Source organism: Desulforamulus aeronauticus DSM 10349, from assembly GCF_900142375.1.
GTDB lineage: Bacteria > Bacillota > Desulfotomaculia > Desulfotomaculales > Desulfotomaculaceae > Desulfotomaculum > Desulfotomaculum aeronauticum.
In genome coordinates this window covers 1-26,095 of the sequence record NZ_FRAR01000031.1, presented here as the reverse complement: position 1 = coordinate 26,095, position 26,095 = coordinate 1, and the positions used below count along the sequence as shown (strand labels likewise).

20 protein-coding genes are annotated in these 26,095 nt (G+C 46.1%); 15 read left to right on the top strand and 5 right to left on the bottom strand.

The window, feature by feature from the left end; translation table 11 throughout:
* Positions 1 to 10 precede the first annotated feature (10 nt).
* The 11 genes from BUA78_RS17725 to BUA78_RS17675 all read left to right on the top strand — a co-directional run bounded on the left by BUA78_RS17725 (position 11) and on the right by BUA78_RS17675 (position 11,961).
* Positions 11 to 1,654 carry a long-chain-fatty-acid--CoA ligase gene (locus BUA78_RS17725; RefSeq protein WP_072917220.1) on the top strand — a complete coding sequence of 548 codons (1,644 nt, stop codon included), beginning with the start codon at positions 11 to 13 and terminating at the stop codon, positions 1,652 to 1,654.
* Between the two features lie 136 nt (positions 1,655 to 1,790).
* Entirely contained in the window at positions 1,791 to 3,629 is a 1,839-nt protein-coding gene (locus BUA78_RS17720) for a methyl-accepting chemotaxis protein (protein ID WP_072917218.1), read from the top strand.
* A 127-nt stretch (positions 3,630 to 3,756) separates the two neighbouring features.
* Positions 3,757 to 4,284, top strand: a complete 528-nt coding sequence (locus tag BUA78_RS17715) for a rubrerythrin family protein (protein WP_072917216.1) — start codon at positions 3,757 to 3,759, stop codon at positions 4,282 to 4,284.
* 171 nt (positions 4,285 to 4,455) lie between these two features.
* Complete coding sequence (locus tag BUA78_RS17710; RefSeq protein WP_072917214.1) at positions 4,456 to 4,932, top strand: VanZ family protein; 477 nt, start codon at positions 4,456 to 4,458, stop codon at positions 4,930 to 4,932.
* A gap of 2 nt (positions 4,933 to 4,934) precedes the next feature.
* Positions 4,935 to 6,095 carry a M20 peptidase aminoacylase family protein gene (locus tag BUA78_RS17705; RefSeq protein ID WP_072917213.1) on the top strand — a complete coding sequence of 387 codons (1,161 nt, stop codon included), beginning with the start codon at positions 4,935 to 4,937 and terminating at the stop codon, positions 6,093 to 6,095.
* Complete coding sequence (locus tag BUA78_RS17700; RefSeq protein WP_084082494.1) at positions 6,077 to 6,910, top strand: GNAT family N-acetyltransferase; 834 nt, start codon at positions 6,077 to 6,079, stop codon at positions 6,908 to 6,910. The genes BUA78_RS17705 and BUA78_RS17700 overlap by 19 nt, the downstream gene beginning before the upstream one ends.
* A 2-nt stretch (positions 6,911 to 6,912) precedes the next feature.
* Positions 6,913 to 8,022, top strand: coding sequence for an o-succinylbenzoate synthase (gene menC, locus BUA78_RS17695; protein WP_084082493.1), 1,110 nt, complete (start codon positions 6,913 to 6,915; stop codon positions 8,020 to 8,022).
* A 206-nt stretch (positions 8,023 to 8,228) separates the two neighbouring features.
* Positions 8,229 to 8,885 (top strand): DUF2250 domain-containing protein, encoded by a 657-nt coding sequence (locus tag BUA78_RS19750; protein WP_175549070.1) that lies wholly within the window; start codon positions 8,229 to 8,231, stop codon positions 8,883 to 8,885.
* A 53-nt stretch (positions 8,886 to 8,938) separates the two neighbouring features.
* Entirely contained in the window at positions 8,939 to 9,466 is a 528-nt protein-coding gene (locus BUA78_RS17685) for a mismatch-specific DNA-glycosylase (RefSeq protein ID WP_072917208.1), read from the top strand.
* A gap of 223 nt (positions 9,467 to 9,689) precedes the next feature.
* Positions 9,690 to 10,676: an arsenic resistance protein gene (locus BUA78_RS17680; RefSeq protein ID WP_238456866.1), complete on the top strand. Its 987-nt coding sequence runs from the start codon at positions 9,690 to 9,692 to the stop codon at positions 10,674 to 10,676.
* A gap of 37 nt (positions 10,677 to 10,713) precedes the next feature.
* On the top strand, positions 10,714 to 11,961 hold the full coding sequence (locus BUA78_RS17675) for an ankyrin repeat domain-containing protein (protein ID WP_072917205.1): 1,248 nt from the start codon (positions 10,714 to 10,716) through the stop codon (positions 11,959 to 11,961).
* Between the two features lie 154 nt (positions 11,962 to 12,115).
* On the opposite strand, the gene BUA78_RS17670 is transcribed toward BUA78_RS17675, so the two are convergent.
* The gene (locus tag BUA78_RS17670) at positions 12,116 to 13,537 is read right to left on the bottom strand and encodes an NAD-dependent malic enzyme (protein WP_072917203.1); all 1,422 of its coding nucleotides are present in this window, start codon (positions 13,535 to 13,537) and stop codon (positions 12,116 to 12,118) included.
* Positions 13,538 to 13,742: 205 nt separating this feature from the next.
* Here BUA78_RS17670 and BUA78_RS17665 point away from each other — a divergent pair, with 205 nt between their 5' ends.
* From BUA78_RS17665 to BUA78_RS17650, 4 genes are all read left to right on the top strand, one after another.
* Positions 13,743 to 14,300 carry a TetR/AcrR family transcriptional regulator gene (locus BUA78_RS17665; protein ID WP_072917200.1) on the top strand — a complete coding sequence of 186 codons (558 nt, stop codon included), beginning with the start codon at positions 13,743 to 13,745 and terminating at the stop codon, positions 14,298 to 14,300.
* Between the two features lie 20 nt (positions 14,301 to 14,320).
* Positions 14,321 to 15,418: an efflux RND transporter periplasmic adaptor subunit gene (locus tag BUA78_RS17660; RefSeq protein WP_072917198.1), complete on the top strand. Its 1,098-nt coding sequence runs from the start codon at positions 14,321 to 14,323 to the stop codon at positions 15,416 to 15,418.
* A 15-nt stretch (positions 15,419 to 15,433) separates the two neighbouring features.
* Positions 15,434 to 18,547, top strand: a complete 3,114-nt coding sequence (locus tag BUA78_RS17655; RefSeq protein WP_072917196.1) for an efflux RND transporter permease subunit — start codon at positions 15,434 to 15,436, stop codon at positions 18,545 to 18,547.
* 151 nt (positions 18,548 to 18,698) lie between these two features.
* Positions 18,699 to 19,907, top strand: a complete 1,209-nt coding sequence (locus BUA78_RS17650) for a D-alanyl-D-alanine carboxypeptidase family protein (RefSeq protein ID WP_072917193.1) — start codon at positions 18,699 to 18,701, stop codon at positions 19,905 to 19,907.
* Positions 19,908 to 20,024: 117 nt separating this feature from the next.
* Here the strand turns inward: BUA78_RS17650 and BUA78_RS17645 are convergent, their stop codons facing one another.
* The 4 genes from BUA78_RS17645 to BUA78_RS17630 form a co-directional block, all read right to left on the bottom strand.
* A complete protein-coding gene (locus tag BUA78_RS17645; RefSeq protein WP_072917192.1) occupies positions 20,025 to 20,459 on the bottom strand; it encodes a hypothetical protein in 435 nt (144 codons plus the stop codon).
* Between the two features lie 253 nt (positions 20,460 to 20,712).
* The gene (locus BUA78_RS17640) at positions 20,713 to 23,847 is read right to left on the bottom strand and encodes an efflux RND transporter permease subunit (protein ID WP_072917189.1); all 3,135 of its coding nucleotides are present in this window, start codon (positions 23,845 to 23,847) and stop codon (positions 20,713 to 20,715) included.
* Complete coding sequence (locus BUA78_RS17635) at positions 23,844 to 24,959, bottom strand: efflux RND transporter periplasmic adaptor subunit (RefSeq protein WP_072917186.1); 1,116 nt, start codon at positions 24,957 to 24,959, stop codon at positions 23,844 to 23,846. Before BUA78_RS17635 ends, BUA78_RS17640 begins: the two co-directional genes overlap by 4 nt.
* A gap of 35 nt (positions 24,960 to 24,994) precedes the next feature.
* Positions 24,995 to 25,573: a TetR/AcrR family transcriptional regulator gene (locus BUA78_RS17630; RefSeq protein ID WP_072917184.1), complete on the bottom strand. Its 579-nt coding sequence runs from the start codon at positions 25,571 to 25,573 to the stop codon at positions 24,995 to 24,997.
* Between the last annotated feature and the right edge of the window lie 522 nt (positions 25,574 to 26,095).

Genomic DNA, 26,095 nt, shown 5'->3' with positions numbered 1-26,095 from the left:
GGGGCTATTCTTGAACAAAAAATCCTGGCATAAAAACTACCCAGAAGATGTACCGCAACAGTTGGAGTTAACCGACACGTCCCTATATCGTTTCCTAGAGCATTCAGCAAATTGCTATCCAGATAATGAGGCCATCCTTTTTCTTAATCATCGCTTGTCATATAGTCAACTAAAAGACAGGGTAGATCGGTTTGCCACAGCACTGCACCAACTTGGCCTGCAAAAGGGAGTCCGGGTGGCAATTATGTTACCGAACTGTCCGCAGATCGTGATTGCCTATTATGCCGTGATGCGAATTGGGGCCACTGCTGTTATGATAAATCCTCTTTATACAGAAAGAGAGTTAACCTATCAGCTAAAGGACTGTCAAGCAGAAGCCATCCTTGTCTTGGATCAACTGCAACCCAAGGTAACGAACCTGCTGCCAGAGGTAGGCATCAAGCTACTCATTACCACCAGTATGCAGGATTACTTAGCGATGGATGTTTCTCAACCAGAAGCATTGATAAAATCGGAAGCTGGTTATCGCTTTGAAGGATTGTTAACCAATGCTCAGCCTGCACCACCGGAGGTGGCCATAGATCTGGCCAATGATCTGGCTCTTTTGCAGTATACCGGCGGTACTACAGGGATTGTTAAGGGAGCCATGCTAACTCATAAAAACCTAGCCGACAACGTGATTCAAACCAGGGTTTGGTTAAGCCCTTGTGAAGAAGCTAAAGAGAGATTTTTTTGTGTGCTTCCCTTCTTCCATGTTTTTGCCATGACCACCTGTATGAATCTATCGGTTTATCTGGCGGCTTCCATGATTCTTATTCCCCGTTTGGAGGCCTTGAATTTATTAAAACAAATTGAACAATATCAGCCCACCATTTTTCAGGGGGTGCCATCTCTTTACGTTGCGGTAATCTCTCACCCGGATGTTAAAAAATATGATTTATCCTCTATTAAATTTTGCCTCTCTGGCGGAGCCCCTTTGCCGATGGAAGTGCAGCAAAATTTTGAGGCCATTACCGGTGCCACTCTGGTAGAGGGTTATGGCTTAACCGAGTCATCACCGGTTACCCACTGTAATCCCATTTCTAACATGAGAATAAATGGTTCCATTGGGCTACCCCTGCCCAATACGGATATTAAAATTGTGGATATAGAAACCGGCACCAAAGAACTTCCTGCAGGTGAGATAGGAGAGTTATGTATTAAAGGGCCCCAGGTGATGAAAGGTTACTGGCAGATGCCGGAAGAAACTGCCAAATCCCTCCGGGGTGGCTGGTTACATACCGGCGATATGGCTTACATTGATGATAAAGGCTTTACCTATATTGTTGACCGCAAGAAGGATATTGTCATTAGCCTGGGCTATAACGTATATCCGAGGGAAGTGGAAGAAGTCCTCTACGAACACCCCAAGGTAAAGGAAGCTGCAGTGATCGGCATTGCCGATCGGTCCCGGGGAGAAGTGATAAAAGCCTTTGTTGTTTTAAAAGAGGGAGTCGAGGCTCGCAAAGAAGAAATTATCAAGTATTGCCGCCAACATCTGGCCCAGTATAAAGTACCGAAACACCTAGAATTTCGCGATGAACTACCCAAGTCTACGGTGGGTAAAGTATTACGGCGAGTGTTAGTGGAAGAAGAAAAACAACGAAATAATTAGGATTAAAGCACAAAGCCTTACCTTTTGGTAGGGCTTTTATTATGTGTAGAAAACCTCAGGTTTTGACGAATTTTGTCGATAATCTTTAGGTAGAACCAGCATTTTAAATACTCATAAAAAAGAAGGGGACGTGTTTGTGAAAAGTTTAAAGGTAAAACTGGCTTTGTTTATCGCAGCTATCCTAATTACCAGTAATGTCATTTTGGCCTCCTTGTCGGTGATCTCCATGTCTAAGGAAATAAGTAAAACGGTTAATGAAAATACCAAAACACTAAACTTAGCCGTGCGAGATACTATTAATATTTTTTTGGAAACTGCCTCAAATACGGTCATCTCCTTAGCTAATTCTCCGGAAGTGAGGAGTTATAACCAAGGGCAAATGCTAGCAATTTTTCGTTCTTTGAAGGAGGGGAATAAAAATTATCTTAACGTTTTTTACGGTGATTTAGAGGGGAAATTAACCATGTACCCGGTAGTAGAATTAGCTGCAGATTTTGATGCCAGGACCAGAAACTGGTACAGAGAAGCAAAGGAGCAGAATAAATTAGTCTTTACAGAGGGCTATACCGACACGGCAACCCAAAAACAAGTAATTTCCGTGGCTGCTCCCGTCAAGAATGGCCAGGGGGATTTTATAGGGGTTGTGGGTCTGGATGTGTCCCTGGAAGAACTTAATGCCATGATCAATAAACAGAAAATTGGTCAATCGGGGTATGCCTATATTTCCGATACCAAGGGCAAGATGCTCATACATCCCGATGCCAGTAGAGTTGGCCTGAACATGGCGGATAGAAATTATGTGAAGAATGCCCTGGCAGGAAAAGCGGGATTCGACCACTACATCGACAGCCAAGGCTCCCAAAAGGTTGTGTATTATTCCAGCATACCGCTAACCAACTGGGGCTTATTTGTCCAACAAACCGAAAGTGAGGCCTATACCGTTGCCGAGGAGATGACGGAGTACATTGCTCTGGCTACCCTGCTGATCCTGGTGGTAGCTATTCTAATTACAACCTTATTTGCGCGCAGTTTGGTGGGAACCATCTCAAACATTGAAAAGGGTGCAGGCTTAGTGGCCCAGGGGGATTTAACCCAAAACATTGCCAGCCAAAGAAATGATGAACTGGGAACCCTAAGTCAAGTGATTAACTCCATGATCGGCAGCCTTAAGGAATTAATCGGCCAGGTCAAAACATCTGCCGAGGGAGTTTCCGGAACCAGTGCCAGCTTAACTGAGATAACCAACCAAACCACCGAAGCCAACAGTAAAACCACCCAGGAAATTACCCAGGTGGCGGCCACCATAGAACAAATCTCTGCGGCTTCACAAGAAGTAAGTGCTTCTGCCAGTGAAGCTATCAGGCGTGTCCATAAGGGGAAAGAAAAGGTAAATGAAGTAACTGCAGCAATGGGCGATATTGCGAATTCCACCGATGAGGTAGCCCGCTCGGTGCAGGAGGTTAACGAAAAATCCGAAGAAGTAGGAAAAATCGTTGAGCTGATTACGCAAATCGCCGAACAAACCAATTTGCTTGCCTTAAATGCAGCCATAGAGGCAGCTAGGGCGGGGGAACAGGGTAGGGGGTTTGCCGTGGTGGCGGATGAGGTGCGTAAACTGGCTGAGCAAACATCAAACGCCACTCAGAATATTACCTCCATCATTTCCGAAATGCAAAGGGGTACGCAAGATTCTGTGGTTAAAATGCAGCAGGGAGCTGCCTTTGTCCAAAAGGGTGGCTTGGCTGTGGGAGAAGTAGATGTAGTCTTTACGGAGATACATCAGATGATTTCTGGTTTAACGGAACAAATTGAGCAGACCTCCGTCGCTACGCAGGATATCAATACCAATATACAAAATGTAGCTGCCCTCTCCGAGGAACAAACGGCCTCGATGGAGGAGGTTAATTCCTCTATTGAAAGGCTCAATGAAATGGGTCTTGAGTTAAGTCAATTGGTGAATAGATTTAAATTATAAGAGTCGTTAGGTGCCATTTCAACCTGTCTGCAGTTCCGTAGACAGGTTGAATTTTTGGCATAAGGGTTTAAGACTAGTTCATTAGGCAAATACTATGGGTATACTTTGGGAATTTTTGGAGGTGCCTATGAGTAAGAAAACCGTGGACAACTTGAAAGCTGCCTTTGCTGGGGAAAGTATGGCTAGAAATTACTATACCTTTTTCGCCTCGGTGGCGCGCAAAGAGGGCTGGCTGGAAATAGCTGAAGTCTTTGAGGAAACTGCCAGAAACGAAAAGGAACATGCCGAAACCATTCTGAAATTACTGGGTGACATCAAGGGCAGTAAGGAAAATCTGCTAACTTCCATTGATAAGGAATCCTACGAATGGAAGGATATGTACCCGGAATTTGAGAAGATTGCCAAAGAGGAAGGCGAGCACGAAGCTGCCCAATTCTTTGCCACCGTGCAACAGGTGGAACATCATCATGCAGATCGCTTTAAAAAATTACTGGAACTGCTGGAGAACCAAAAACTGTTGCGCAAAGATGAAAAAATTCACTGGAAATGCCGGGAGTGCGGCTACTTGCACGAAGGCAATCAGCCACCGGAAAAGTGTCCCCTTTGCGGCCACAGCAAGGAGTATTACGAACCGTTGGTTAAGGCATATAAATAAGGCTTTTGAAGGGGAGTGTCGCAAAGCTACTTTTTGCGCCACTCCCCTTTTTGCTATTGCAAGGGCTTGCAACATCGGTTCGTTGTGCAGCAGCTCCTTTTTCAGTGGGAGGACTATTTTGCTATCTGTGGAATTGTTTTTAAGAAGTAAATTTTTTTAGGAGATTATCAGATGTATCTAGTAAGATTGCTAGGCCGTTATACCTTAAGACTACTCCCCCTCGTCTATATGATGTTTATTTGGTTTTTGTCCAGCCAGTCCAGTGGAGCGGTGGTTAACTTTAGTTTTTATGATTCATTGATTAAGGAAAGTCTTCATTTGGTGGAGTTTGCTATCCTGTACGGTCTGCTGGTGCTGGCGTTGCTTACCCGGGGGGAGTTAAGTCGCCGGGGAAATAAAATCGCCATAGGCATCTCGATCCTTTATGCTTTGTTGGACGAATTCCATCAGTCCTTTATTCCTTCTCGCTCCGCAACGGTGACAGATTTGGTAAAGGATTTCTTAGGAGTAGCTGTAGTTTGGTATATTTTACGAAGAACCTACTTTCAACAGGAGCATACTTGGCTAGGTTTTTGGATGAGGAAAATCACCCATCATCTTGCCCCTGGTAAGTGTGTCATAGAGGATAACAGAAAAGGCGGGAGATAGCAGTGTCCTTTACTTTCGAGAGAATCTACTGGCAAACCTATCTAAACGAGGTATACAGCTATTTACACCACCACCCGGAGACCAGTTGGCAGGAACAGGCAACTACCTCCTTTCTGCAAAGACAGTTATCGCAACTGGGTTATCAAACCACCACCTTTCCAGATTGCACGGGGGTGGTTGGCGAATACGGCAACGGTGTGGTGACGGTTGCTCTACGGGCAGATATGGATGCCCTTGGTTACCGTGAGGGAGAAGCTACTAAAGCAATCCACGCCTGCGGCCACGATGCTCATATGGCCATGGTGCTCACGGCTGCGGCTGCCCTTAAACAAAATCCAGCCAACTGCCGGATCAAAATTATCTTTCAACCGGCGGAAGAAGTAGGTGCCGGGGCCTTAAAGCTGATCGAAAAGGGCGTGGTGGACGAAGTAGATTATCTCTTTGGTGTACACCTGCGCCCCGTTCAGGAGCTGGCCGGGGGATTGGCTGCTCCGGCTATTCAAAACGGTGCGGCATGTATCCTGCAGGGCGAGATTCGAGGGCGTAGTGCCCACGGTGCTCGGCCTCAGCTGGGCATTAATGTTATTGAGGTGGCCGCTCAACTGGTTCAAATGCTGCAAGGGTTGCATTGGAATCCCCTGCAACCCGCTTCCATTAAGATGACTCGCCTTTGGGCAGGCAATGCATCGGCCAATATTATCCCCGACCGGGCGGATTTCTCGTTGGATGTGAGGGCCCAGACCAACCAACAGATGCAGGAATTAAAGGTGAAAATTAATCATTTGGCAGTCAGCCTGGCCACTGCCTATGGGGCGACCATTACCCTGCAGCCAGGGGCAGATACCCCAGCGGCGGAAATCAGTGATGCAGCCCAGGAGATATTGGCCCAGGCCATCAGGGATACTCTCGGTGAGAAAGGGCTAGCCCCACCGGTACTGACGCCTGGAGCAGAGGATTTTCATTATTACACTTGCCGGCGACCACAGGTGAAGGCCACAATGCTAGGCTTGGGGTGTAATTTACAGCCAGGGTTGCATCATCCGGAGATGACCTTTGAGGAGAAATATCTGATAGATGGTGCGGAAATACTAGCCCGTGCCCTTTACTACGCGGCCACCAACTCTTACATTGGGAGGTACTCGCTTTGCCAGAAGAATTGCTAATTCGGCCTTTAAACACGGTGGATGACATGAAGGCCTTGCAGGAAATAGAACAAATCGTGTGGGATTCAGATATTCCCATACCCGTCCACCAAACCATCACTGTGGCAAAAAATGGCGGGGTTTTACTGGGGGCCTTCCAAGAGGGCCAAATGATTGGTATGTTGTATAGTTTTCCGGGTTATCTACAGCAAGAAGCCTATCTTTGTTCCCATGCCATGGCGGTGCTTAAGGAATACCGTCACGGTGGTATTGGTGAGAAACTGAAATATGCCCAAGCTGAGGCTGCCCGCGACAGGGGCTATCGGCTCATTAGCTGGACGTATGACCCACTGTTAACCCCCAATGGCTATTTAAATGTGGGCAAGCTAGGCGTTATCTGCTCCACGTATCTGGAGAATTGTTACGGCGACCTGAATGACCAGATGAATAAAGGGTTGCCTACCGATCGTTTACAAGTGGAATGGTGGATTAACGAACCCAAGCGACCGCTGCCCCAGGGCAAGGAGAACAGCCTGATTCATTGGCAGTTGAATGAGCGGGGGTTGCCGGTACCGTTGCAGATGAAGAGTGTCGATGGGGATGAACAATGCTTGACGTTGGCTGTACCAGCCCAGTTTTCTGAGATGAAGGCGCAGGATATGGGTTTGGCCATTGAGTGGCGGCGTTATACCAGCCAGCTCTTTAAGACATATTTTGCTGACGGCTGGGCGGTAGCAGGCTTTCGCCTTCAGCGGGGGCAGGCGGCCCACGAATATCTTTTGGTACCGCGAGCAGCCTTGGCTTTACCCAGGGCCCCCTGGCAGAAAGGAGCATAAAGATGCAATTACATTCCATTACCCTGAGGGCCATGCAAATGAGACTGAAAGCACCCTTCACCACCAGTTTTGGCACCGAGTGGGACAGACATTTTATTTTAGTGGAAATCCGGGATACGGAAGGACGCAGTGGCTGGGGTGAATCCGTGGCCATGAAAGAGCCCATATATAATGAAGAAACCGTAGCCACCAACTGGCATATGATGCAGGATTTTCTGATTCCGCTGTTATATCAAAATCCGGTGCAGCACCCGGAGAATGTTTATAAGTTATTCTCCCATATCCGACGCAACAACATGGCCAAGTCCGCTTTGGAAGGTGCCATGTGGGATTTATATGCCAAACAACAGGGCATTTCCCTAAGCCAGGCTTTGGGGGGACAGCGTACCGAAATTGAGGTAGGGATTAGTCTGGGTATTCAGGACTCAGTGGATACGTTGCTGGAGTTGGTGGGTCAATATGTAAGCGAGGGATATCGCCGCATCAAAATCAAGATTAAGCCGGGCTGGGATGTGGCAGTGGTGGAGGCTGTGCGCCGGAACTTCCCAGACATTCAACTAATGGCCGATGCGAACTCAGCCTACACCTTGGCAGACTGTGACCACTTGGTCCGCTTAGATCAATTCAAGCTCATGATGATTGAACAACCCCTGGCTCATGATGATATCATCGACCACGGGGCACTGCAAAGGAGACTGCAAACCCCCATCTGCCTGGACGAGAGTATTCACTCCCTGGAGGATGCCCGTAAGGCTGTGGAGCTGGGAAGCTGCGGCATAATTAATATTAAAATTGGCCGGGTAGGAGGGCTAACCGAGTCAAAGCGTATTCAAGATTATTGCCTCCGCCAAGGCATTCCGGTTTGGTGTGGTGGTATGCTGGAAGCCGGCGTGGGACGTGCCCATAACGTAGCCATTACCACGCTGCCCGGCTTTACCCTGCCTGGGGATACCGCAGCCTCCAGCCGCTATTGGGAGCAGGACATCATCGAACCGGAGGTAACCGTCCAACAGGGACTTATCCAAGTGCCCACCGCCCCGGGTATCGGCTACCAGCCAGTACGGAAAATAATCGACGAATACACTCTTCATACAGCAACCTTCCGCCCTTAATTCAAGTTAGGGGTGGTTTTTCACTTATATTATGATAAGACATACATGCCAACTAGTTTTGGCTCCATCAGAAAATGATCATGTCACAGGGTATGGTGTTATCCATAGCGAACGACTTGCAGAGCGTCAGATAACACCTATCCATACTAACCTACAGTTAGATGGACTTAATAAATCAGCAAAGCTTAAGTTTCGGGGGTAGGAATATGCCGGTTTTTCCAACCAAGTATTTAAAAGATGAAGATATTTGGAGTATCATTCAAACGATCATAACTGAACGGGATGACACACAAAATCTGCTGGCCCAACCAGAAATCTGCACTGACCCAAGCCGGCTGCCAGAGCTGGCGAAAAAATTACATGAACTCAATGAAAAGTGCCTATTATTTCAGGAATTACAAAGCCTGGCGCAGGATCTTGGTGAATTGGAGGATCTGCTAAGCAAGGATAATCCCGAGGAAGAACAGGAACAACTGACCATGCTTTTTAATGAAACCCTCCAACTCGCCCAGGAGAAAGCCGAACCCATTTACACCATGCTCATGGCATTAGGTTTGTTGGATATCGAAATAGAAGATGAAATGGATCTTAAAATATTAAACTTTATTGAATATGCCGGACCGGAGTATGCCTGGCGGTTGGGTATTAATGTGGGCCTGGATGTGGAGGAATCCCGTCGCCGGTTGGAAAAACTGCTGGAGAAGGGACTGCTGGAAAAGGTGCAGGGTACCATGCTGGCGGGCTACCACCGGCAAAAGGATTGGGTAAAGCATATGAACCATACTTACTACCGGGTTACCCGGGAGGGTAGGCATTACCTAAGAAAGCTCCGCCGGGGTTTGGACGACCTCACCGAACAATAACCTTAGGATAGGAACATCCCCATATATTTACAATTCTTTAGGAGGGGCTCTCTGTGAATGGATTGCCAGACTATCTCGACAGGAACTTAAAAATTATTTTTGTGGGCTATAATCCTGGAGAGCGGTCTGCCTTGCTGGGACATCATTTTGCGGGGCGAGGAAATCAGTTTTGGAGATTACTACACGATGCCGGTCTAACGAAGAGGCTTTATCAGCCGGAGGAGGACGATCAATTGTTGGCGGACGGGTATGGTCTTACCAATCTTGTGGTGCGCCCCAGTAAAAGCAGCTCGGACCTTTCGGCTGAGGAAATGCGGGCAGGGGCTGCGGAGCTGCGCCAACGTGTGGAGCAATACCAACCTATGGTTGTTTGTTTTTTAGGCAAAGAAGTTTATCGTAAATATGCCGGGCTTACACCAAGGGTGGTTGTTGAGTATGGCCTGGTAAAGACAGCGACTGTTTTTCCGGCCATGAAAGAATTTGTAGCACCAAACCCCAGTGGTCGCAGTACCATCCCCTATAGAGAGAAACTAGCGGTATTTTGTCAGCTGAGAAAGCTACTAGAAATGCCCACTTTGTGATGCACATCACTTCATCCCCCACGTAGATCTGGTAAGCTATCGTCAATACCACACATCAAGACCATTCATAACAACCTCACTTGTTACAACTTTCTTAAATATCTCTAAAGACTGCCTTAAAATCCAGAATAGACTTAATTTATATGATACTCTGAAAATAAACAAGCAAAAGGGATCCCTATTATCACCTCGATGGTAAGCTCCTGATCAAGGGGGGTGAAAAATGATTAAAAATATTTTCCTACTGCCCTCAAAGAATCTAACTTTAACCATTCCACTGGTCTTACTAACCGGCTTTATGGTAGGGTTGCAGGTGGATACTTCGGCCTTTAAACAATATGTTTTGCCTGTAAGCATTCTAATGATTTATCCGACCATGATTGGTTTTACCTTGGGAGAAGTGCTACGTCTTACGAATAAGAGACTTCTTTATATTTCATTGGCTATTAATTTTCTCTTTATTCCCAGCCTGGCTTATCTCCTGGGGAATCTCTTCTTGCAACAGCAACCGGGGCTTTTTGCTGGTTTAGCAGTGGCTGCTCTGCTGCCGACTTCCAACATGACCATTGCCTTCACCATGTTTGCCGGGGGAAATGTGGCTGCTGCTATTCAAATGACGGTGCTGAGTTTAATTACGGGCTCGCTGCTGGCGCCATGGTATCTGTTGCTAATGGTGGGTAAGTATATACCGGTGAATGTGTTGGAGGTTTTACAAACTCTTAGCCTGGTGGTGCTGCTGCCGCTGGTGCTGGGAATCCTCACCTATCGGCTGTTATTAAAAAAATATACGGTTCAGGAATTTCAAAAAAAGTTTAAACCCTATCTACCAGCCGCTTGTGCTTGGGGGGCTATCTACATCATTTTTACCAGTATTAGTACCAACTCCCATAAAATTGTTTCCAATGGTCACGTTATCGTTGTAGCGTTACTAGTACAATTGCTGTTTTATGCCGTTAATTACTTAGGGGTCATCAAAATTAGCCGTTCCTTTTTTAAAAGGGAGGATGGTATTACGCTGGTCTACAGCACAGCCCTGCGCAATCTTTCCATTTCCATTGGTTTGGCAGCCACAGCCTTTGGTGCGGATGCGGCTTTAATGGTATCCCTGGCTTTTCTAATCCAAGGCCAGGCAGCAGCCTGGTACCTAAAACTTATCGAAAGGCATCCGGTTGTCGGAGACTGCTGTCGGGCTGGTTGCCAGCTTAAATAAATTGCCACAAACATTATTTTTAGGGAGGCTGATGACATTGTTCAAAATCAAATATCTACTCCCATTGGTTATCCTGACCATGCTGCTTACTTCCTGTGCTGCCAATCAGGTTCAGCTCAGCATGACAAAGGAGACGCTGGTGGAAGCAGTGAAAAAAGGGGATACGGCTACTGTCAAATTGCTTTTAGATGCCGGTCTCAGTCCAACGGAAAAGGATCAAGGGAATCCCTTACTGGTGAAGGCGGCCCAGGAGGGGCATGTGGAAGTGGTGCAAGTGCTGTTGAAGAAGGGCGCAGGGATTAATGAGGCTGGAGACTCGGGTGTTACGAGCATCATTGCTGCGGCAGGCAATGGCCATACAGAGGTTGTTAAGCTATTATTGGAGCAAGGCGCGGAGGTTAACAGAATAAGTAAGGACGGTATGACAGCTTTAATTTCTGCCGCCTCCATGGGACATCAGGCAGTTATCACCAGCCTTCTGGAAAAGGGGGCAGACGTAAATAAAGGGAATGATTTTGGTACTACACCGCTATTGGCTGCTGCCAGCGGGGGGCATTTAGAAGTGGTGAAGATGTTGCTGGATGCCGGAGCCAAGGTTAATGTACAAAATATATCCGGTACCACCCCCTTAATTCAGGCGGCGGGCAGGGGGCATCCGGGAGTGGTAAAGGTTTTACTGGATAAGGGTGCTGATGTTAACCTTAAGGGAAGTAATGGCACAGCCCTACTGCCGGCAGTGTCTAAAGGCTACAACGAGATCGTTGAGCTACTTTTAGATGCCGGTGCGCAGGTGGATGCCAGAGATTCTTACGGCAAAACTTCTTTGATAATCGCCTCGGCCAGCGGCTACAAAGAGATGGCTAACCTGCTTTTAGAGAAGAATGCAGACGTCAATGCTGCTGATCAGGAAGGAATTACATCTCTTATTCTAGCGTCGGCCGCCGGTTATCCCGAGCTGGTTCAGTTGTTACTCAATCACGGAGCAGCCGTAGACCAGAAGGATAAAAACGGTATGGTGGCCCTGTTACCTGCAGCGGGCAATGGTTTTCAAGATATCGTAGCGATTCTCATCGACCATGGTGCAACAGTAGATGCCAGGAATAAGGACGGCATCACCCCTCTGATGTTTGCAGCCGGCAAGGGTTATGCAGAAGTGGTGGAATATCTGTTGGCTAAGGGTGCTAATAGCAACGAGCAAGATAACCAGGGCAGAACCGCTCTTATGCATGCAAAATCCATGGGCAAGAAGAACGTGCTGGTATTGTTGGGGAAGAAAATGCAGTAAGTTACTGCTTAGATGGTAGAAAGGGAATGGCGCAAAACTACTTTTTTGCGCCATTCCCCTTTTTGTAGTGGGCTTACAGTGCTGTAGCAAACAGCGGACGACCACAGGTTGCCCCTACGATGCAACATCTGTTCTTTGCGCACAGCCTCTTGGCCTAAAGTACCTCCCCAGGTACACCGCCGGCTACCTTCCTGGCAACACCGGTTCGCCTGGCTTCCTTGGCTACTGCTTTGGCCACCACCGGGGCCACCTTTTTATTAAAGACCGAGGGAATAATATTTTCTGCCGAAAGCTCCTGTTCCTTGATAATGCCGGCCAGAGCATAGGCGGCGGCTAAACACATTTCATCATTGATGGTTCTGGCATGGCAATTTAAGGCCCCGCGAAAGACACCTGGAAAGGCTAGGGCATTGTTGATCTGGTTGGCATAATCTGAACGTCCGGTGGCAATGACACCGGCAATATCGTAAATGTCCTCAGGCTGGATTTCTGGGTCTGGATTGGCCAAAGCAAAAACAATGGGTTGCTTGGACATCTTCATAATATCTTGACGATTAAGCAGTCCCGGTGCTGAAACACCCACAAAAACATCTGCACCAACAATGACTTCCTTTAAGCTGCCTTGCACACCCTCGGGATTAGTGTGCTGAGCCAACCAGGCTTTGGAGGGTTCCTTAGGGAGATCCCGCGGGGAGATAGCGCCCTTTCTATCACAGATAATCAGATTACGCACTCCTGCTTGCAGCAAAATTTTGGCAATGGCCACCCCAGCTGCTCCGGCACCACTCATCACCAGTTTAATGCTACCGAGATCTTTTCCCACGACTTTTAAAGCATTAATGAGTCCTGCTACAGTGACAATAGCAGTACCATGTTGATCATCGTGAAAAACAGGGATATCTAACAACCCTCTTAATTTCTCCTCAATTTCAAAACACTTAGGAGCGGCGATATCCTCCAGGTTAATGCCACCAAAGGCTGGTGCCAGCGCCATCACAGTATCAATAATGTGCTGCGAGTCGTGAACATCCAGACAAATGGGAATAGCATCTACATTGCCAAATTGCTTAAATAGCACAGCTTTTCCTTCCATCACTGGCAGAGCACCCGTGGGTCCTAAGTTCCCCAAACCCAGGACAGCAGAGCCATCCGTAACAATGGCTACGGTATTTCCCTTCATCGTTAATTTATAAGCCAGATCGGGTTCCTGGGACAATGCTTCACAGATTACTGCCACCCCTGGGGTATAGACTAACGATAGATCCTCCCAGTTTTCAATAGGTCTTTTGGGTGCCATTTCAATTTTTCCACCTAGGTGTCTGGTAAAGACCCGATCCACCACATGGATAACCTGAACTTCCGGAATGTTTTGCAAAGCCTGAATCAGTTGCTCAATGTGGCCTCTTTCCCGTAAGTGAATCATTAAATCTCGGGTAATATAATCCAGGCTTGCAGTTACTAAATCAATAGCCCCTAAACTACCGCCTTCTTGAGCAATAATGTTTACTACCTTGGCCAAGGTGCCGGGCCGATTGGATAGTTTAAGTCGTACGGTAAGATTCAAAGATGTTACCATTGCCAGTTACCCCTTTGTAAATTTTATTTTTGGCTAATATCGGGTCTGATGACTAGTTTCTACATATTTCATTATCTTATTTATTAATTATTATCGCAATGTTTTGACTATAATTTATTAGAAAAATTTAACTTGACTAGCTATAAATAACATTGTAAATTGGAAACCAAGGGAACTAATCTGGTTTCCAAAGGGAGGTCATCTTGTGAAGGACAAAATTATTCAATCAGCCATGCAGCAGATCTTAAAGTTTGGTTTTAGAAAGTTCACCATCGAGAATATTGCATCAGATCTTGGAATTTCCAAGAAGACTGTCTACAAGTATTTTGAGAGTAAAAATCAGATTATTAGTTGGGTTATTGAAACCCACGTGGAATTAGAAAAAACAAGAATTCTTAAGGCGATGCAAACAGAGGGGGGGTGGATTGAAAAATTCAAAGAGCTCATCTATAAAGAAACAAGAGAGAAAGCACCAGATTGGTTAGTGGAGGAATTACAGCAATATTTTCCAGAGGAGTGGGAGAAACCCTGCGCTTTAGAGGAATATAAAAGACAACAATTAAGCAAGTTGTTAAAAAAAGGAATTGAAACAGGGGATATACGTCCAAACATTAATCCAGCGATTATTGACTTAGCCTTGTGTAAAACAATAGAGGGAGTTTTTAATTTCTCTTTTCTTAAGGAGCATAACCTTTCCTTAAATGAGGCTATAGAAGAAATAGAAAAACTCTTTTTGTTCGGTATTATGAAAAGGATTTCATAGGTAGAGGGGAAGACGGTAGGATGAAAAGCAAGTGGAAACTCTGGTTAATTCCAGTAATAGCGGTACTTGCCTTTGGTGTCCTCAAAGGAGGCAACATCTGGGGAAAGGGTGAAACCACAAAAGTAGCACCCATGCAGACGGTTGCCATTACGCAGGTTGAGAAGGTTAAGGTGGAAAATACTTTAACCCTTACGGGCAGCATAGAAGCCGTAAAAGAGTCAATTATTAGTACCAAGGTATCTACTGGTGGACGGATAAGCTCTATCCTGGTAGAAAACGGTGATCAGGTGACAGCAGGCCAAGCTCTGGTGACCCTCGAACAACAGGATTTTCTACATATCCTTGCTATGAGACAGGCTGATTTAAAAAAGGCTGAGTCAGGATTAATTACTGCTAAGGCAGATCTTCAACGTTATCAAGAGTTATATCAGCAGGGAGCCATATCCCCCAAAGAGTATGAGGCTGTAGAAGCGGCCCTTCAAGTGGCAGAGGCTACCGTAAGTTCTGCAACAGCCGGTGTTGCAATGGCGCAGGAAGACCTAACGAATGCAACCATGATAGCACCGATTGGCGGCTTAGTAGCAAACCGGAATGTTAAGACCGGGCAGATGGTGTCGGCTCAAAGCGGCTCCTTAATGACAGTACAGGATATTTCCTCTGTATATGTGGTTGTTAATACTCCGCAAAAGGATCTGGCTATTATGAAAAAGGGTCTTAAGACAGAAGCAACTGTAGATGCCTTTGGCGACAAAAAATTTACTGGTACAGTTGAAGTAATAAACCCTGTGGCCAACCAGGGAGCCAGGGTATTTGAAACCAAAATTAAAGTCGATAATCCGGAGTTGCTCTTAAAGCCGGGTATGTTTGCCAAAGTAGGGGTTAAAACAGGGGAAGCTGTTGAAGTATTGGCAATTCCTCAGGGAGCTTTAACCAGCAAACAGGGTATGTACTTTGTATTTGTGCCGGAAGGAAATAAGGTTAAACGAGTTCAGATAGAGATTGGCCAAGTTATTAATCAAATGGTTGAAATAAAAAAAGGCCTTACGGAAGGACAGCAGATTGTTGTAACCAATGTTAATAAACTAAAGGACCAGGATTTGGTTACGGCTGTTAAGTAACGGGAGGGTGAACCGATGTTTTTAACCAACCTCAGCTTAAAAAGGCCTGTGTTTGCAACGGTAACCATCCTGGCGTTAGTGGCCGTGGGGATTATCAGCTATCTTGGCCTGAATATTAATGACTACCCGGAAGTGGAATTTCCTTATGTGTCTGTAACGGTGGTGCAGCCAGGGGCTTCCCCGGAACAAATAGAAAGCAAAATTATTTATAAATTAGAGGAAGCTATTGGACAGATTGCCGGTGTTAAGCACATTTACGCCAGTGCCAGGGAAGGTTATGCTCTGGTTTTTGCCGAGTTTTCCTTGGAGACTCCGGCAGAAGTGGCGGCCCAGGATGTACGGGATAAAATAGGGACCATCCGAGGTCAACTCCCCCAGGATATTGAAGAACCAGTCATCGGTCGCTTCGACCCATCGGCTATGCCCATTATCTCCCTGGCGGTAACGGGGGAGCTTTCCATGCGGGAAATGACGACCATTGTTGAAGATGCCGTTAAGAAACGCTTGGAGACCGTGAATGGGGTTGGCTCCATCGATATCTATGGAGATGTCAAACGGGAGATTCAAATTAATCTGGATAAAGATAAATTAGCCGCCTATGGTATCTCCAGTGCTGAGGTACTGAATAGCCTGCGCAACGAAAATATGGAGGTTCCCGGTGGTAAAGTAGGCAGCGGTGACCGGGAAATGACACTGCGGACTGTAGGGAAGATCAATCGGGTGGAGGAATTCCTCAATCTCCCGGTAGCCAGGCGGGAAGGGGTTCAACTGTATGTAAAAGATATTGCCACGGTGCTGGATGGCGTTAAGGAACAGGACAGTATATCCCGCTACCAAGGGAACCCAGCCATTGGCATTGATATTATCAAACAGTCCGGATCCAATACCGTAAAAGTAGCTAACAACATTAAAAAAGTAGTGGAGGAAGTAAAGCAGGAGTTGCCCCCAGGGGTTAAGCTGGAAATCGTAAGAGATAATTCTCTTTATATAAAGGACGCGGTTAATGACGTCAGGAACACCTTGATTGAAGGTAGTGTACTGGCAGTGCTCACGGTATTTGTTTTTCTGCGGGATTGGCGCAGCACTCTCATTAGTGCTTTGGCCATTCCCACCTCGATTATCGCTACCTTCTTTGCTATGAAGATGTTAGGTTTTACTCTCAACTTTATGTCCCTAATGGCCCTTTCATTGGCGGTAGGTTTGCTCATCGATGATGCCATTGTGGTCGTTGAGAATATTGTGCGACACCTACGCATGGGCAAATCTCCGCTGGACGCAGCCCGGGATGGCACCAGCGAGCTGGGCTTAGCTGTTACTGCTACCAGCCTGACCGTGGTAGCGGTGTTTCTGCCGGTGGGGATGATGAGCGGCATTGTGGGACAGTTTTTTAAACAATTTGGTATTACTGTGGTATTTAGTGTGCTGGTGTCCCTGTTTGTGGCTTTTACTTTGGTACCGATGCTGTCGTCCCGCTATCTCAAGGACGAAGAGCATGTCCCCAGGGGACCCTTTGGTAAATTTATCAACGGGTTCAACCGGGGCTTTGATCGGATTACCCAAAGATATGCTAATTTTCTTACCATTGTTTTAAGAAATCGTCGTAAAACCATTGGTGCAGCGGTATTGTTGTTTTTTGGTAGCTTACTGCTGATCCCTTTCCTGGGTTCCGCTTTTGTACCAGGTGGTGATATGGCTGAGGTCACCGTAGTGGCAGAACTGGATGCTGGTTTAAGCACCGGAGCCGCCAGCCAAATTACCAGGCAGTTGGAAGAGATACTGCAGACTTATCCCGAAGTAACCAAGGTGTATTCTACCACTAAAAATGAGAAGGCCAGTATTTTTGTCAAAGTGGTGGATAAACACGACCGTGATCGCACCCTTGATGAATTGGCGATGGATATGAGAGGGAGACTGGTTGCTGTGCCGGGTGTAAGAATCACCGTCAATCAACAGGCCGGCATGAACGACGGAGCAGCGGTACAATTTAGATTATTGGGTGACGATCTGGAGCAAATGCAAGGCTATGCTGAACTGGCCCAAAGAATCATGGAGACCATTCCCGGCGCGGTGGATGTTTCCACAAGCTACCAGCCAGGCAATCCCGAGGGTCAGATTCGAATAAAACAAGATGTAGCGGCAGATTTAGGTGTGAGTACAGCTATGGTGGCCGACACCCTGCGCACTTTATTTAACGGTGTGGTGGTGAACCAATTTGAGGACGGAGAGGACCGTTTTGACGTACGGGTTCGTCTGCAAGAGACGAACCGTCAAGATTTAGCTGCGTTGCAGACGATTTATCTGACGAGCCTGTACGATGACAATGGCAGGTACCCCATGATTCCTTTAAGTCAGGTAACCGAGACGGTTTTCTCCACTTCTCCCAGTCAAATAGACCGTTTTGATCGAACCAAAGAGATTCAGTTATTTTGTAACCTAAATGGCCTCTCGGTAGGTGAGTTTAATAAAATTTTTCTGGAGAGGGTAAACAAAGAGATTAAACTTCCTGTAGGTTACAGTTTCTATGCCGGCGGCGATTCAGAGATGATGGGCGAGACCTTTACGGCGATGATTCTGGCCCTTGTCACTGCGGTGTTATTTATTTTCTTTATTCTAGCGGCTCAGTTTGAAAGCTATATTGATCCCTTTTCCATTATGCTTTCGTTGCCTATGGCCATTGTTGGTGCCATTTTGGGACTATTACTTGTTGGTAGTGATCTCAGTATTATGAGTATGATCGGTATTATCATGCTGATGGGTTTGGTCACAAAAAATGCCATTTTGCTCATTGATTTTACCAAGCAGCAGCGAGCCAAAGGGGTGGAGCGCAACGAGGCTCTGCGGCGGGCGGCTCTTACCCGTTTACGTCCGATCATCATGACATCTACAGCGATGATCCTAGGGATGTTGCCCCTGGCTTTAGCACTGGGGCCAGGTGCCGAAAGTCGGGCACCGATGGCGCACGCTATTATTGGTGGCCTAATTACCTCCACGCTGCTCACCTTGGTGGTGGTGCCGGTGATCTATACCATCTTAGATGACTTGAAAAGCAAGAGTTCTCATGTAAAGCAGCGGGTGTTTAGTCGGTGGAGTAAGTCGGAAAAGGCTAGTAATAGCAGTATTCAATCATAGCGGACCACTAAGCAGGTAGACTGGCTATTCCATAAGCGAAGCATGCATAGCACTAGATCAACAATTATTTCAGCACGCCAAGGGTGTGCTGAATTTTTTTGACCGTAGGAAGGGTACCCTACAAAGGACAAAATTTTGTGGGGTGAAAGGTATGCAGAAAAGAACAGTGCTTTATCTGATGATGCTTTGTGTTTTGGTGCTATTTCTTACCACGGTACCAGCGGCAGCCCAGGAACCGGGCATCCAAGATGATGTAATTTTTTCCTATGAGGAGTCCTTACCCTGGGTTGAGACAGGCAGCTTTCAGCAAGGGAACGGCCCACATTTATCAGCCGCCGCCGCCCTGGTGATGGACGCAGACACCGGTCAGGTACTCTATGCGAAAAACCCTCATCAACCAAGGCCGATTGCCAGCACCACCAAGATTATCACTGCTTTAGTGGCTTTGGAATGCGGTAATTTAACGGACACCGCCATTATTAGTAAACGGGCTGCGGGGGTGGAGGGTAGCAGTATTTATTTGAAGGCTGGGGAAAAGTTGACCTTGGAGGAACTTATCTATGGTGCGTTAATGCATTCAGGCAATGATGCCTGTGTGGCCATTGCCGAACAGGTGGCTGGGGATGAAAAGGATTTTGTCAATTTGATGAACTACCGAGCCTATCGGTTGGGGGCTCACAACTCCAATTTTTGCAATACCAATGGCTTACCCGATGACCACCATTTATCAACGGCATATGATTTGGCATTAATCACCCGCCATGCCCTAAAAAATTCTGCCTTCCGCAGTATTGTGGCCAGCAAAACCCATACCATTAGGGGGCCCCAGGGGAAGCGTATTTTAAGTAACACCAATAAAATGCTTTGGGATTACCAGGGAGCAGATGGTGTTAAAACCGGTACCACCAATGCTGCAGGAAAATGTCTGGTTTCCTCGGCCACCCGAGATGGCCGGAGTCTAATAGCGGTGGTTCTCCATAGTGATGATCGCTATGCAGAATCCATTCAATTATTAAACTATGGGTTTACCCATTATAAGCATCAAAAGGTGGCTACTAGAGGGCAGTTATTTACGCAACTCCCTGTAAAAGATAGCGTGAAGGAAAAAGTGCCGGTCACCGTGGCTGCAGATTTAATGGTTTCGGTGCCTGTAAGTCCGGAATTCATTCTAGAAAAGGATATTATGTTGGAGCAAGGTCTTACCGCCCCGGTTCATAAGGGGCAAGTCCTTGGTAAACTACAAGTATTAGTAGAGGGTGAGCCGGTGGGAGAAATAGACTTATTGGCCCAGGAAGCCATCGAGAAATTACCCTACCATCGCTTGCTGTTGAGTAAGATTCTAAACCAATTAGAACCTTAGCTGACGCCATACCCTAAAAGGTACCAGAGTCTTTGGCACCGATCTTAGTTTCTTCTTATGTATATTGGAAGTCTATATTTTTCCTAGAAACTAAAAAATGCCTGTGACTCACAGGCATTAAAAATATTTCCCTAAAAATTGATGAGACGCGGTATGTCCACAGGGGCAGGAGAAGGTTACCTGGACAACGTCGTAAACATATTTAAAACCTGATTGATCCAATTTTACTTTAACGGTAACACTTTGATTGCCGCACTCGTTGCAGGTTAGTTTTATACCCTTAGGCAGGGTGGTAAATTGGCTGATATCTGCATTACCGCACATTTCGCTATCCAGTTCAAAATAATGATAGGATAAATTACGGCATTCCTTTGAAGAACAAAGAACCGAAAGACAGATGCTTTTTAATTCTTTATTATTGATAAGTTCCATTTCCGGTAGCAGAGTAGCCCCGATATTGCCACACAAATTACACAACTGTTCTAGTTGGCCCGGTTTGTCAAACTCATCTATTGGGGTTGGGGCGAATTTTAAGTTCTTAACATTTGTCAAGCGATAACCACCTTGTTCTAAATACTTATCTCTATATACTATTTTACATAAGTTTCATTATTCCTCTAGACAAAATGGCTCGATTTGTAGATTAGAAAAACTTGGCTTGTGCCAAGTCCTTGACGTAGGCGGAAGCCTTAGTTTTTCCTATACTTTCGTCAATAGAAATTTTATAATCTCTGAAAGTATAAAAAAAGCTGCCGATTGTTTTTCGGCAGCTTTGCACATCAACATGTAAGTCAACATTCATTTTTTAAGCTTGTTTACTCTTGAAGCGGGGCAGTCTAAACTTACCAAATTTACCCGCTAGCTTTTTACCCAAATCATCAAAGAGAGTATATACTACCGGCACCAGTACCAGGGTAATCAACGTGGAGAAGGTTAAACCAAAGGCAATTACAATAGCCATGGGAGCCTGAGCCTCCGCACCTTCGCCGCTACCAAAGGCCATGGGTAGTAGAGCCAGTACAGTTACTAGAGCGGTCATTAGAATGGGACGTAACCGGATCGGCCCAGCCATTAGAATAGCCTCATTGCGCTCATGACCCTGTCTGCGCAGTACGTTAATGTAGTCCACCAGCACGATAGCATTGTTTAAGACAACCCCCACTAACATGATTGCCCCGATCATGGCAGTTACACTGATGGGATTACCTGTGATACCCAACCCAAAGATAGCCCCAATGAAAGTGGGTGGTAGGGAGAACATGATAATAAAGGGCTGGAATAATGATTCAAACTGGGCGGACATGACCATAAAGACCAGTAATATCGACAGCAGCAGGGCCATTCCTAGGCTAGCAAAGGATTCAGCCATATCCTCGGCCTGACCGCCAAAAACAACGTCGTAGCCATCAGGTAATGCTAACTGATTAATTGCCGCCTGGATGTCTTTGTTAACACTACCCACGTCACGGCCGGTGACATCGGCCGTAATTTTTACCTCTCGGGCCTGGTCGGTACGGGAGATGGCTGTTGGCACTTGGTGTGATTCGATGCTCGCCACTGCCGATACCGGCACCCTGGCTCCGGTGGGGGAGACAATGGTTAGATTCTCTAAAGTATCAACACTTTTTCTGGTATCTTCCGGAGTTAGCATACGAATATCAACTTCATTATCACCGGTACGCATTTGACCCACCAATCTACCATCAAAAGAAGTGCTGACTGCCGAGAGGATTTGGCTGGCCGAAAGTCCATAGCGGGCAGCTTGCTCCCGGTCAACATTAATACGCATTTCAGAACTGGCTGCGGTCAGGGAGTTGTTCACGTTACGGGTGCCTTCTACATCCTTTACGGTCTCAACCAGTAAGTTGCCGATTTGTTCAAGGACGGTTAAATCATCACCTTGGATGGCAATTTCCACCGCCGTAGCGGAAGGGCCACCGGAATTATCCGAAACGGCTACGGTGATATCCGCACCGGGAATATTTTGCATAGCCTGACGCAGTTTCTCGGCAGCTTGCTCCGTTGTAATTTTCCGTTGTTCCAAGGGTACTAGCTTAATTTGCAAGGAAGCTTGATCGCTGGCACTCCCCCCCAGGAAAGAAAGCTGTCCCCCGCTACCCACTGAAGTATAAATACGTTCAATTTCCGTAAGCTGGTCGCGGGTTAATTTTTCCAGATCCATAGCAACTCGGGACGTTTCCTCTACCTTGGTACCTGTGGGCATTTCGATCTTAACCGAAATTTCACCTTGATCCATGGTAGTCATAAATTCTGTACCAATGAACGGAGTAGCCACGATACTGGCGATCAGTAGAACCACCGTGAAACCAACCACTTTTTTACGATTTCTCAGGGACCAACCCAAGAGGCGGCCATAACGATGATTCAATGAGTGTAAAAATTTCCCGAAAACAATCACGGGGTTTTTGGTTTTACCTTCGGGCAGTGTTTCATCCGCCGGAGATACATTTCTTAGCAACCGGGCAGACATCATGGGAACCAGAGTTAAAGCAGCAAAAAGGGCTGCAATGTGGGAAAAACTTACCGTTAAGGCCATCGGCTTAAAGAGAATCCCAGCAATCCCCTGGACGAAGACAATGGGCATAAAAACCACCACTTGGGCTAAAGCCGACGCGGTTACCGCATTGGATACCTCAGCGGTGCCTAATTTAGCCGCTTCGATAATGCCAAAGCCATTCTGACGGTAGCGGTAGATGCTTTCTAAAACGACCACAGAAAAGTCTACCAGAGAACCCATACCTAGGATTAATCCACCTAGGGACAGCATGTTAATGCTTTGGTTGCCAAAATACATTAGGGAAAAGGTAGCAATGATGGAAATGGGAATGGTCAAAGCTACCACCAGGGTACTACGGACACTGCGGAGGAACAGATAGAGAACAATGACCGCAAAGATGCCGCCCAATAGTCCATGTTCCACAACATTATTAATGGAGTCCTTAATAAATTTGGAGGTGTCCATCACCGTGGTAATCTTAATGCCATCCGGCAATGTTTTGTTCAGTTTTTCCACCTCAGCCATAACCTCGTTGGCCACGGTGACAGTATTGCCCCCGGTTGCCTTCATGACGCTCATACCCAGGGAGGCTTTACCATCGGTAAAGGTGAATTGTTCTTCCTTTTTAAAACCATCTTCTATAGTGGACAGATCCTTTAAGGCCAGGGAATTACCATTGGCCAGACTGATCTGTACTTGCTCCAGTTGGGCGAGGCTTTTGTATTCACCAACCACCCGAATCGTTGTTTTACTAGAGCCTTTGTCCACTTGCCCCGCAGTACCGTTGATATTGTCAGAGGCAATGGCTTGCATGACTTGCCCGGCAGTTAAACCATAGGCCTCCATTTTGGCAGGATCTAAAACAACTTTGATTTCCCTCGTTTTACCGCCGCTAAGATAGACCGTACCAACACCCTTAATCCGTTCCAAGCGGGGCTGGATATCATCTTCGGCAACTCTCTTTAATTTGACTAAGTCTCCCTCTGCACCGGTGAGGGCAAAAGAAATAATGGGTGCCTGGTTAGGATCTAGTTTCATTACCCGTGGGGAAGAGGCATCATCGGGCAGCATACCTTTGACAAAGTCGATTTTTTCCCGTAAATCAATGGTGGCATTGTCCATATTGGTGCCCCAGTTAAAGATAACAATGACCAGGGAGAAACCATTTTGGGATTGGGATTGAATTTCTTTGATGTTTTCGGTGGTGGCAATGGCCGACTCAAGACGTTTGGTGACCAATTCTTCCACTTCCGCCGGTGCCGCCCCCTCATAGGAGGTAGAAATAACGGCATAGGGAAGTTCCATATCCGGATAGAGATCCACCGCTAAGCGTGGCAAGGAAAAGAGCCCCAGCACAACCAGGGCAATGATCAGCATGGAAATGGCAACTGGGCGATCTACAGATATATCTGCTATTTTCACTTAGCAGCACCCCCCAGTTCTTTAACCACTTTCACCTTCTGTCCTTCACCTACCAGTCGGTTGCCGGTGACAATAACAGTTTGGCCCTCTTTTAAACCGGCTCTGATCTCCATTAATTCGCCAGAGGTAGCACCAACCTTTACAGAGACTTCCTTAGCCTTACCGTCTTCGACAATGAAGACAGAATGCTGACCATCCCGTTCCAGCACGGCATCAATCGGTAACGCTAGAACAGCAGAGGAGGTACCGGTGGTTAAGTTTAACCGTGCGACCATACCTGGTTTTATTTCGCCAGTTGGGTTGGCTATACTAATTTCCACGGCAAAGGCTCGGGTGGCAGAATCTGCTTTGGGAGCTATAGAAATTACTTTACCAACAAAATCCTTTTTTAAAGCATTAATGGTCACAGGAGTATCGGAACCAGTCTTAATGGAATCAATTATATTCTCAGATACATTGACCTTTACTTTTACAGTGTCGATTTGCACAATGGTTATGGGGGCTGCCTGGGAGCTGACCATTTCTCCGGGTTCTATCGTAACAGCAGCTACAATACCACTGACCGGAGAAGTCAGGGTATTATTGTCCCGGGTTGAAGTTACCGTTGAACGGGATTGTTTTACTTGAGCCTCCGCCAGGCGCACATTGGCTTGAGCGTTGATTAACGCCGATTCCACTTGCTCAAATTGAGCTTTGGGGATGGCTTGGGCATCATATAGCGTTTTATTACGTTCATAGGCTATCTCGGCATCAATCAGACTTCTTTGGGATATGACAAGTCGTGCCTCGGCCTGTTCTAAGGCGGCTTCAGCCTGTTCCAGGACATCTGCAGCATCTAAAGAGAGCAAAACTTGTCCGGGATTAACGCGATCCCCCATCTTAACAGCCACAGAAGCTACTTTGCCGGCGGCCTTGGGTACCACGGCAACATCCACCCCAGCGATCACTTCGCCAGTGGAGTTCATGATCTGGGTTAGGTCGGTGGCTTTAATTTTAATTGTTTCTACCGGTACTAATTTTTCCTCGACGGCCTTTTGTTCCTTCTCCCCACAACCAGTTAACGAGGCTGTAAGAAGTACCATGAGACTTACCAGAAATACTAACCTTTTCAAACTATGTACCCCTTTCTTATATGTATACTAACTGATTAGTTTTTGCGTACTCCCTGTAGAAAAACATCCAGTGCTGTATATAAGGTCTCCCTGAGCAACTTTTTATCTTGATTATGTATTTGGGCTTGCATACCAAGGCCATGAAATATTGCCAGGAAGGTCTGCGTGAGGATATATGGGTCAAAAGGCCGGAATTCTCCTTTTTTTATTGCCTCATCCATAATTTGTATCAAAAAACCATGTGAACTTTCTGCACCACGCTGCAATTTATCAATGATTTCCTGCTCCTTTGATTGCAAAAGAAATTCCAGTAATAAAGCGGATATGGGAGTATCGATTTTTTCAAAATTAATTTCCAGATACTTTGTAAGTTTGTCAGCGGTGGTATCTGTTTCTTTAATTTGAAATAAATATTCATTGGTCCATTCCCTTAGCCAACGTTCAATAAGATAAAGGAATATATCTTCCTTACTTTTAAAATACCAGTAAATACCTCCTTTGCTGACTCCTGAAGCCTTAACAATCTCGTCCACCGAGGTGCCACCATAGCTTGAGGCTATAAAACAGGAGAGGGCAGTGTCAGCAATCAAATCCTTTTTCGATTTTTTAGTCATAACTCTACCCTCCTTCTACAGACAGACTGGTCAGTCTGTTTTAATTTTATAAATACAATAGGACCCTGTCAATAACTACATGGAACGATAGAAGAAATAAATAATGGAAAGAAACTAAAGAAAATACTAATCATGAAAACATCATGTCAAATTAGAGTGAGAGTGACAAAAAAGGTTTCTATAATATAAGGAGTATTATTTAGTGTTTTTGGTAAGATAACTTTGCTCCCAGATTAAGAGTATTTAGTTCTCAATACACGGATAAAAAAATTTAAAAAACACTTGCATTAAGTCTTAACAAGTGTTAACATAATAAATGTCGCTGCGAGGCGATGAAAAAAATTACCACTTGATAAAAACTTGTAAAAGTGGTAAGATGATAAACGGTCGCGAAAGCGAGTGTTTACCAAAATGGTCTTTGAAAACTAAACAGAAGATGATGGATGCATAAGGTCAAGTCAAAAGTCAGCGGAAGCTGAAACTAAGACGACCACAATGAATCCTCGTCAAGCGTTATATAAA

What these genes read in the sequence shown, in the direction of transcription:
- menC (WP_084082493.1), top strand. Translation starts at nt 6,913, where the DNA reads ATGCAATTACATTCCATTACCCTGAGGGCCATGCAAATGAGACTGAAA.
- BUA78_RS17650 (WP_072917193.1), top strand. Translation starts at nt 18,699, where the DNA reads ATGCAGAAAAGAACAGTGCTTTATCTGATGATGCTTTGTGTTTTGGTG.
- BUA78_RS17630 (WP_072917184.1), bottom strand. Translation starts at nt 25,573, where the DNA reads ATGACTAAAAAATCGAAAAAGGATTTGATTGCTGACACTGCCCTCTCC.
- BUA78_RS17715 (WP_072917216.1), top strand. Translation starts at nt 3,757, where the DNA reads ATGAGTAAGAAAACCGTGGACAACTTGAAAGCTGCCTTTGCTGGGGAA.
- BUA78_RS19750 (WP_175549070.1), top strand. Translation starts at nt 8,229, where the DNA reads ATGCCGGTTTTTCCAACCAAGTATTTAAAAGATGAAGATATTTGGAGT.
- BUA78_RS17655 (WP_072917196.1), top strand. Translation starts at nt 15,434, where the DNA reads ATGTTTTTAACCAACCTCAGCTTAAAAAGGCCTGTGTTTGCAACGGTA.
- BUA78_RS17710 (WP_072917214.1), top strand. Translation starts at nt 4,456, where the DNA reads ATGTATCTAGTAAGATTGCTAGGCCGTTATACCTTAAGACTACTCCCC.
- BUA78_RS17660 (WP_072917198.1), top strand. Translation starts at nt 14,321, where the DNA reads ATGAAAAGCAAGTGGAAACTCTGGTTAATTCCAGTAATAGCGGTACTT.
- BUA78_RS17680 (WP_238456866.1), top strand. Translation starts at nt 9,690, where the DNA reads ATGATTAAAAATATTTTCCTACTGCCCTCAAAGAATCTAACTTTAACC.
- BUA78_RS17670 (WP_072917203.1), bottom strand. Translation starts at nt 13,537, where the DNA reads ATGGTAACATCTTTGAATCTTACCGTACGACTTAAACTATCCAATCGG.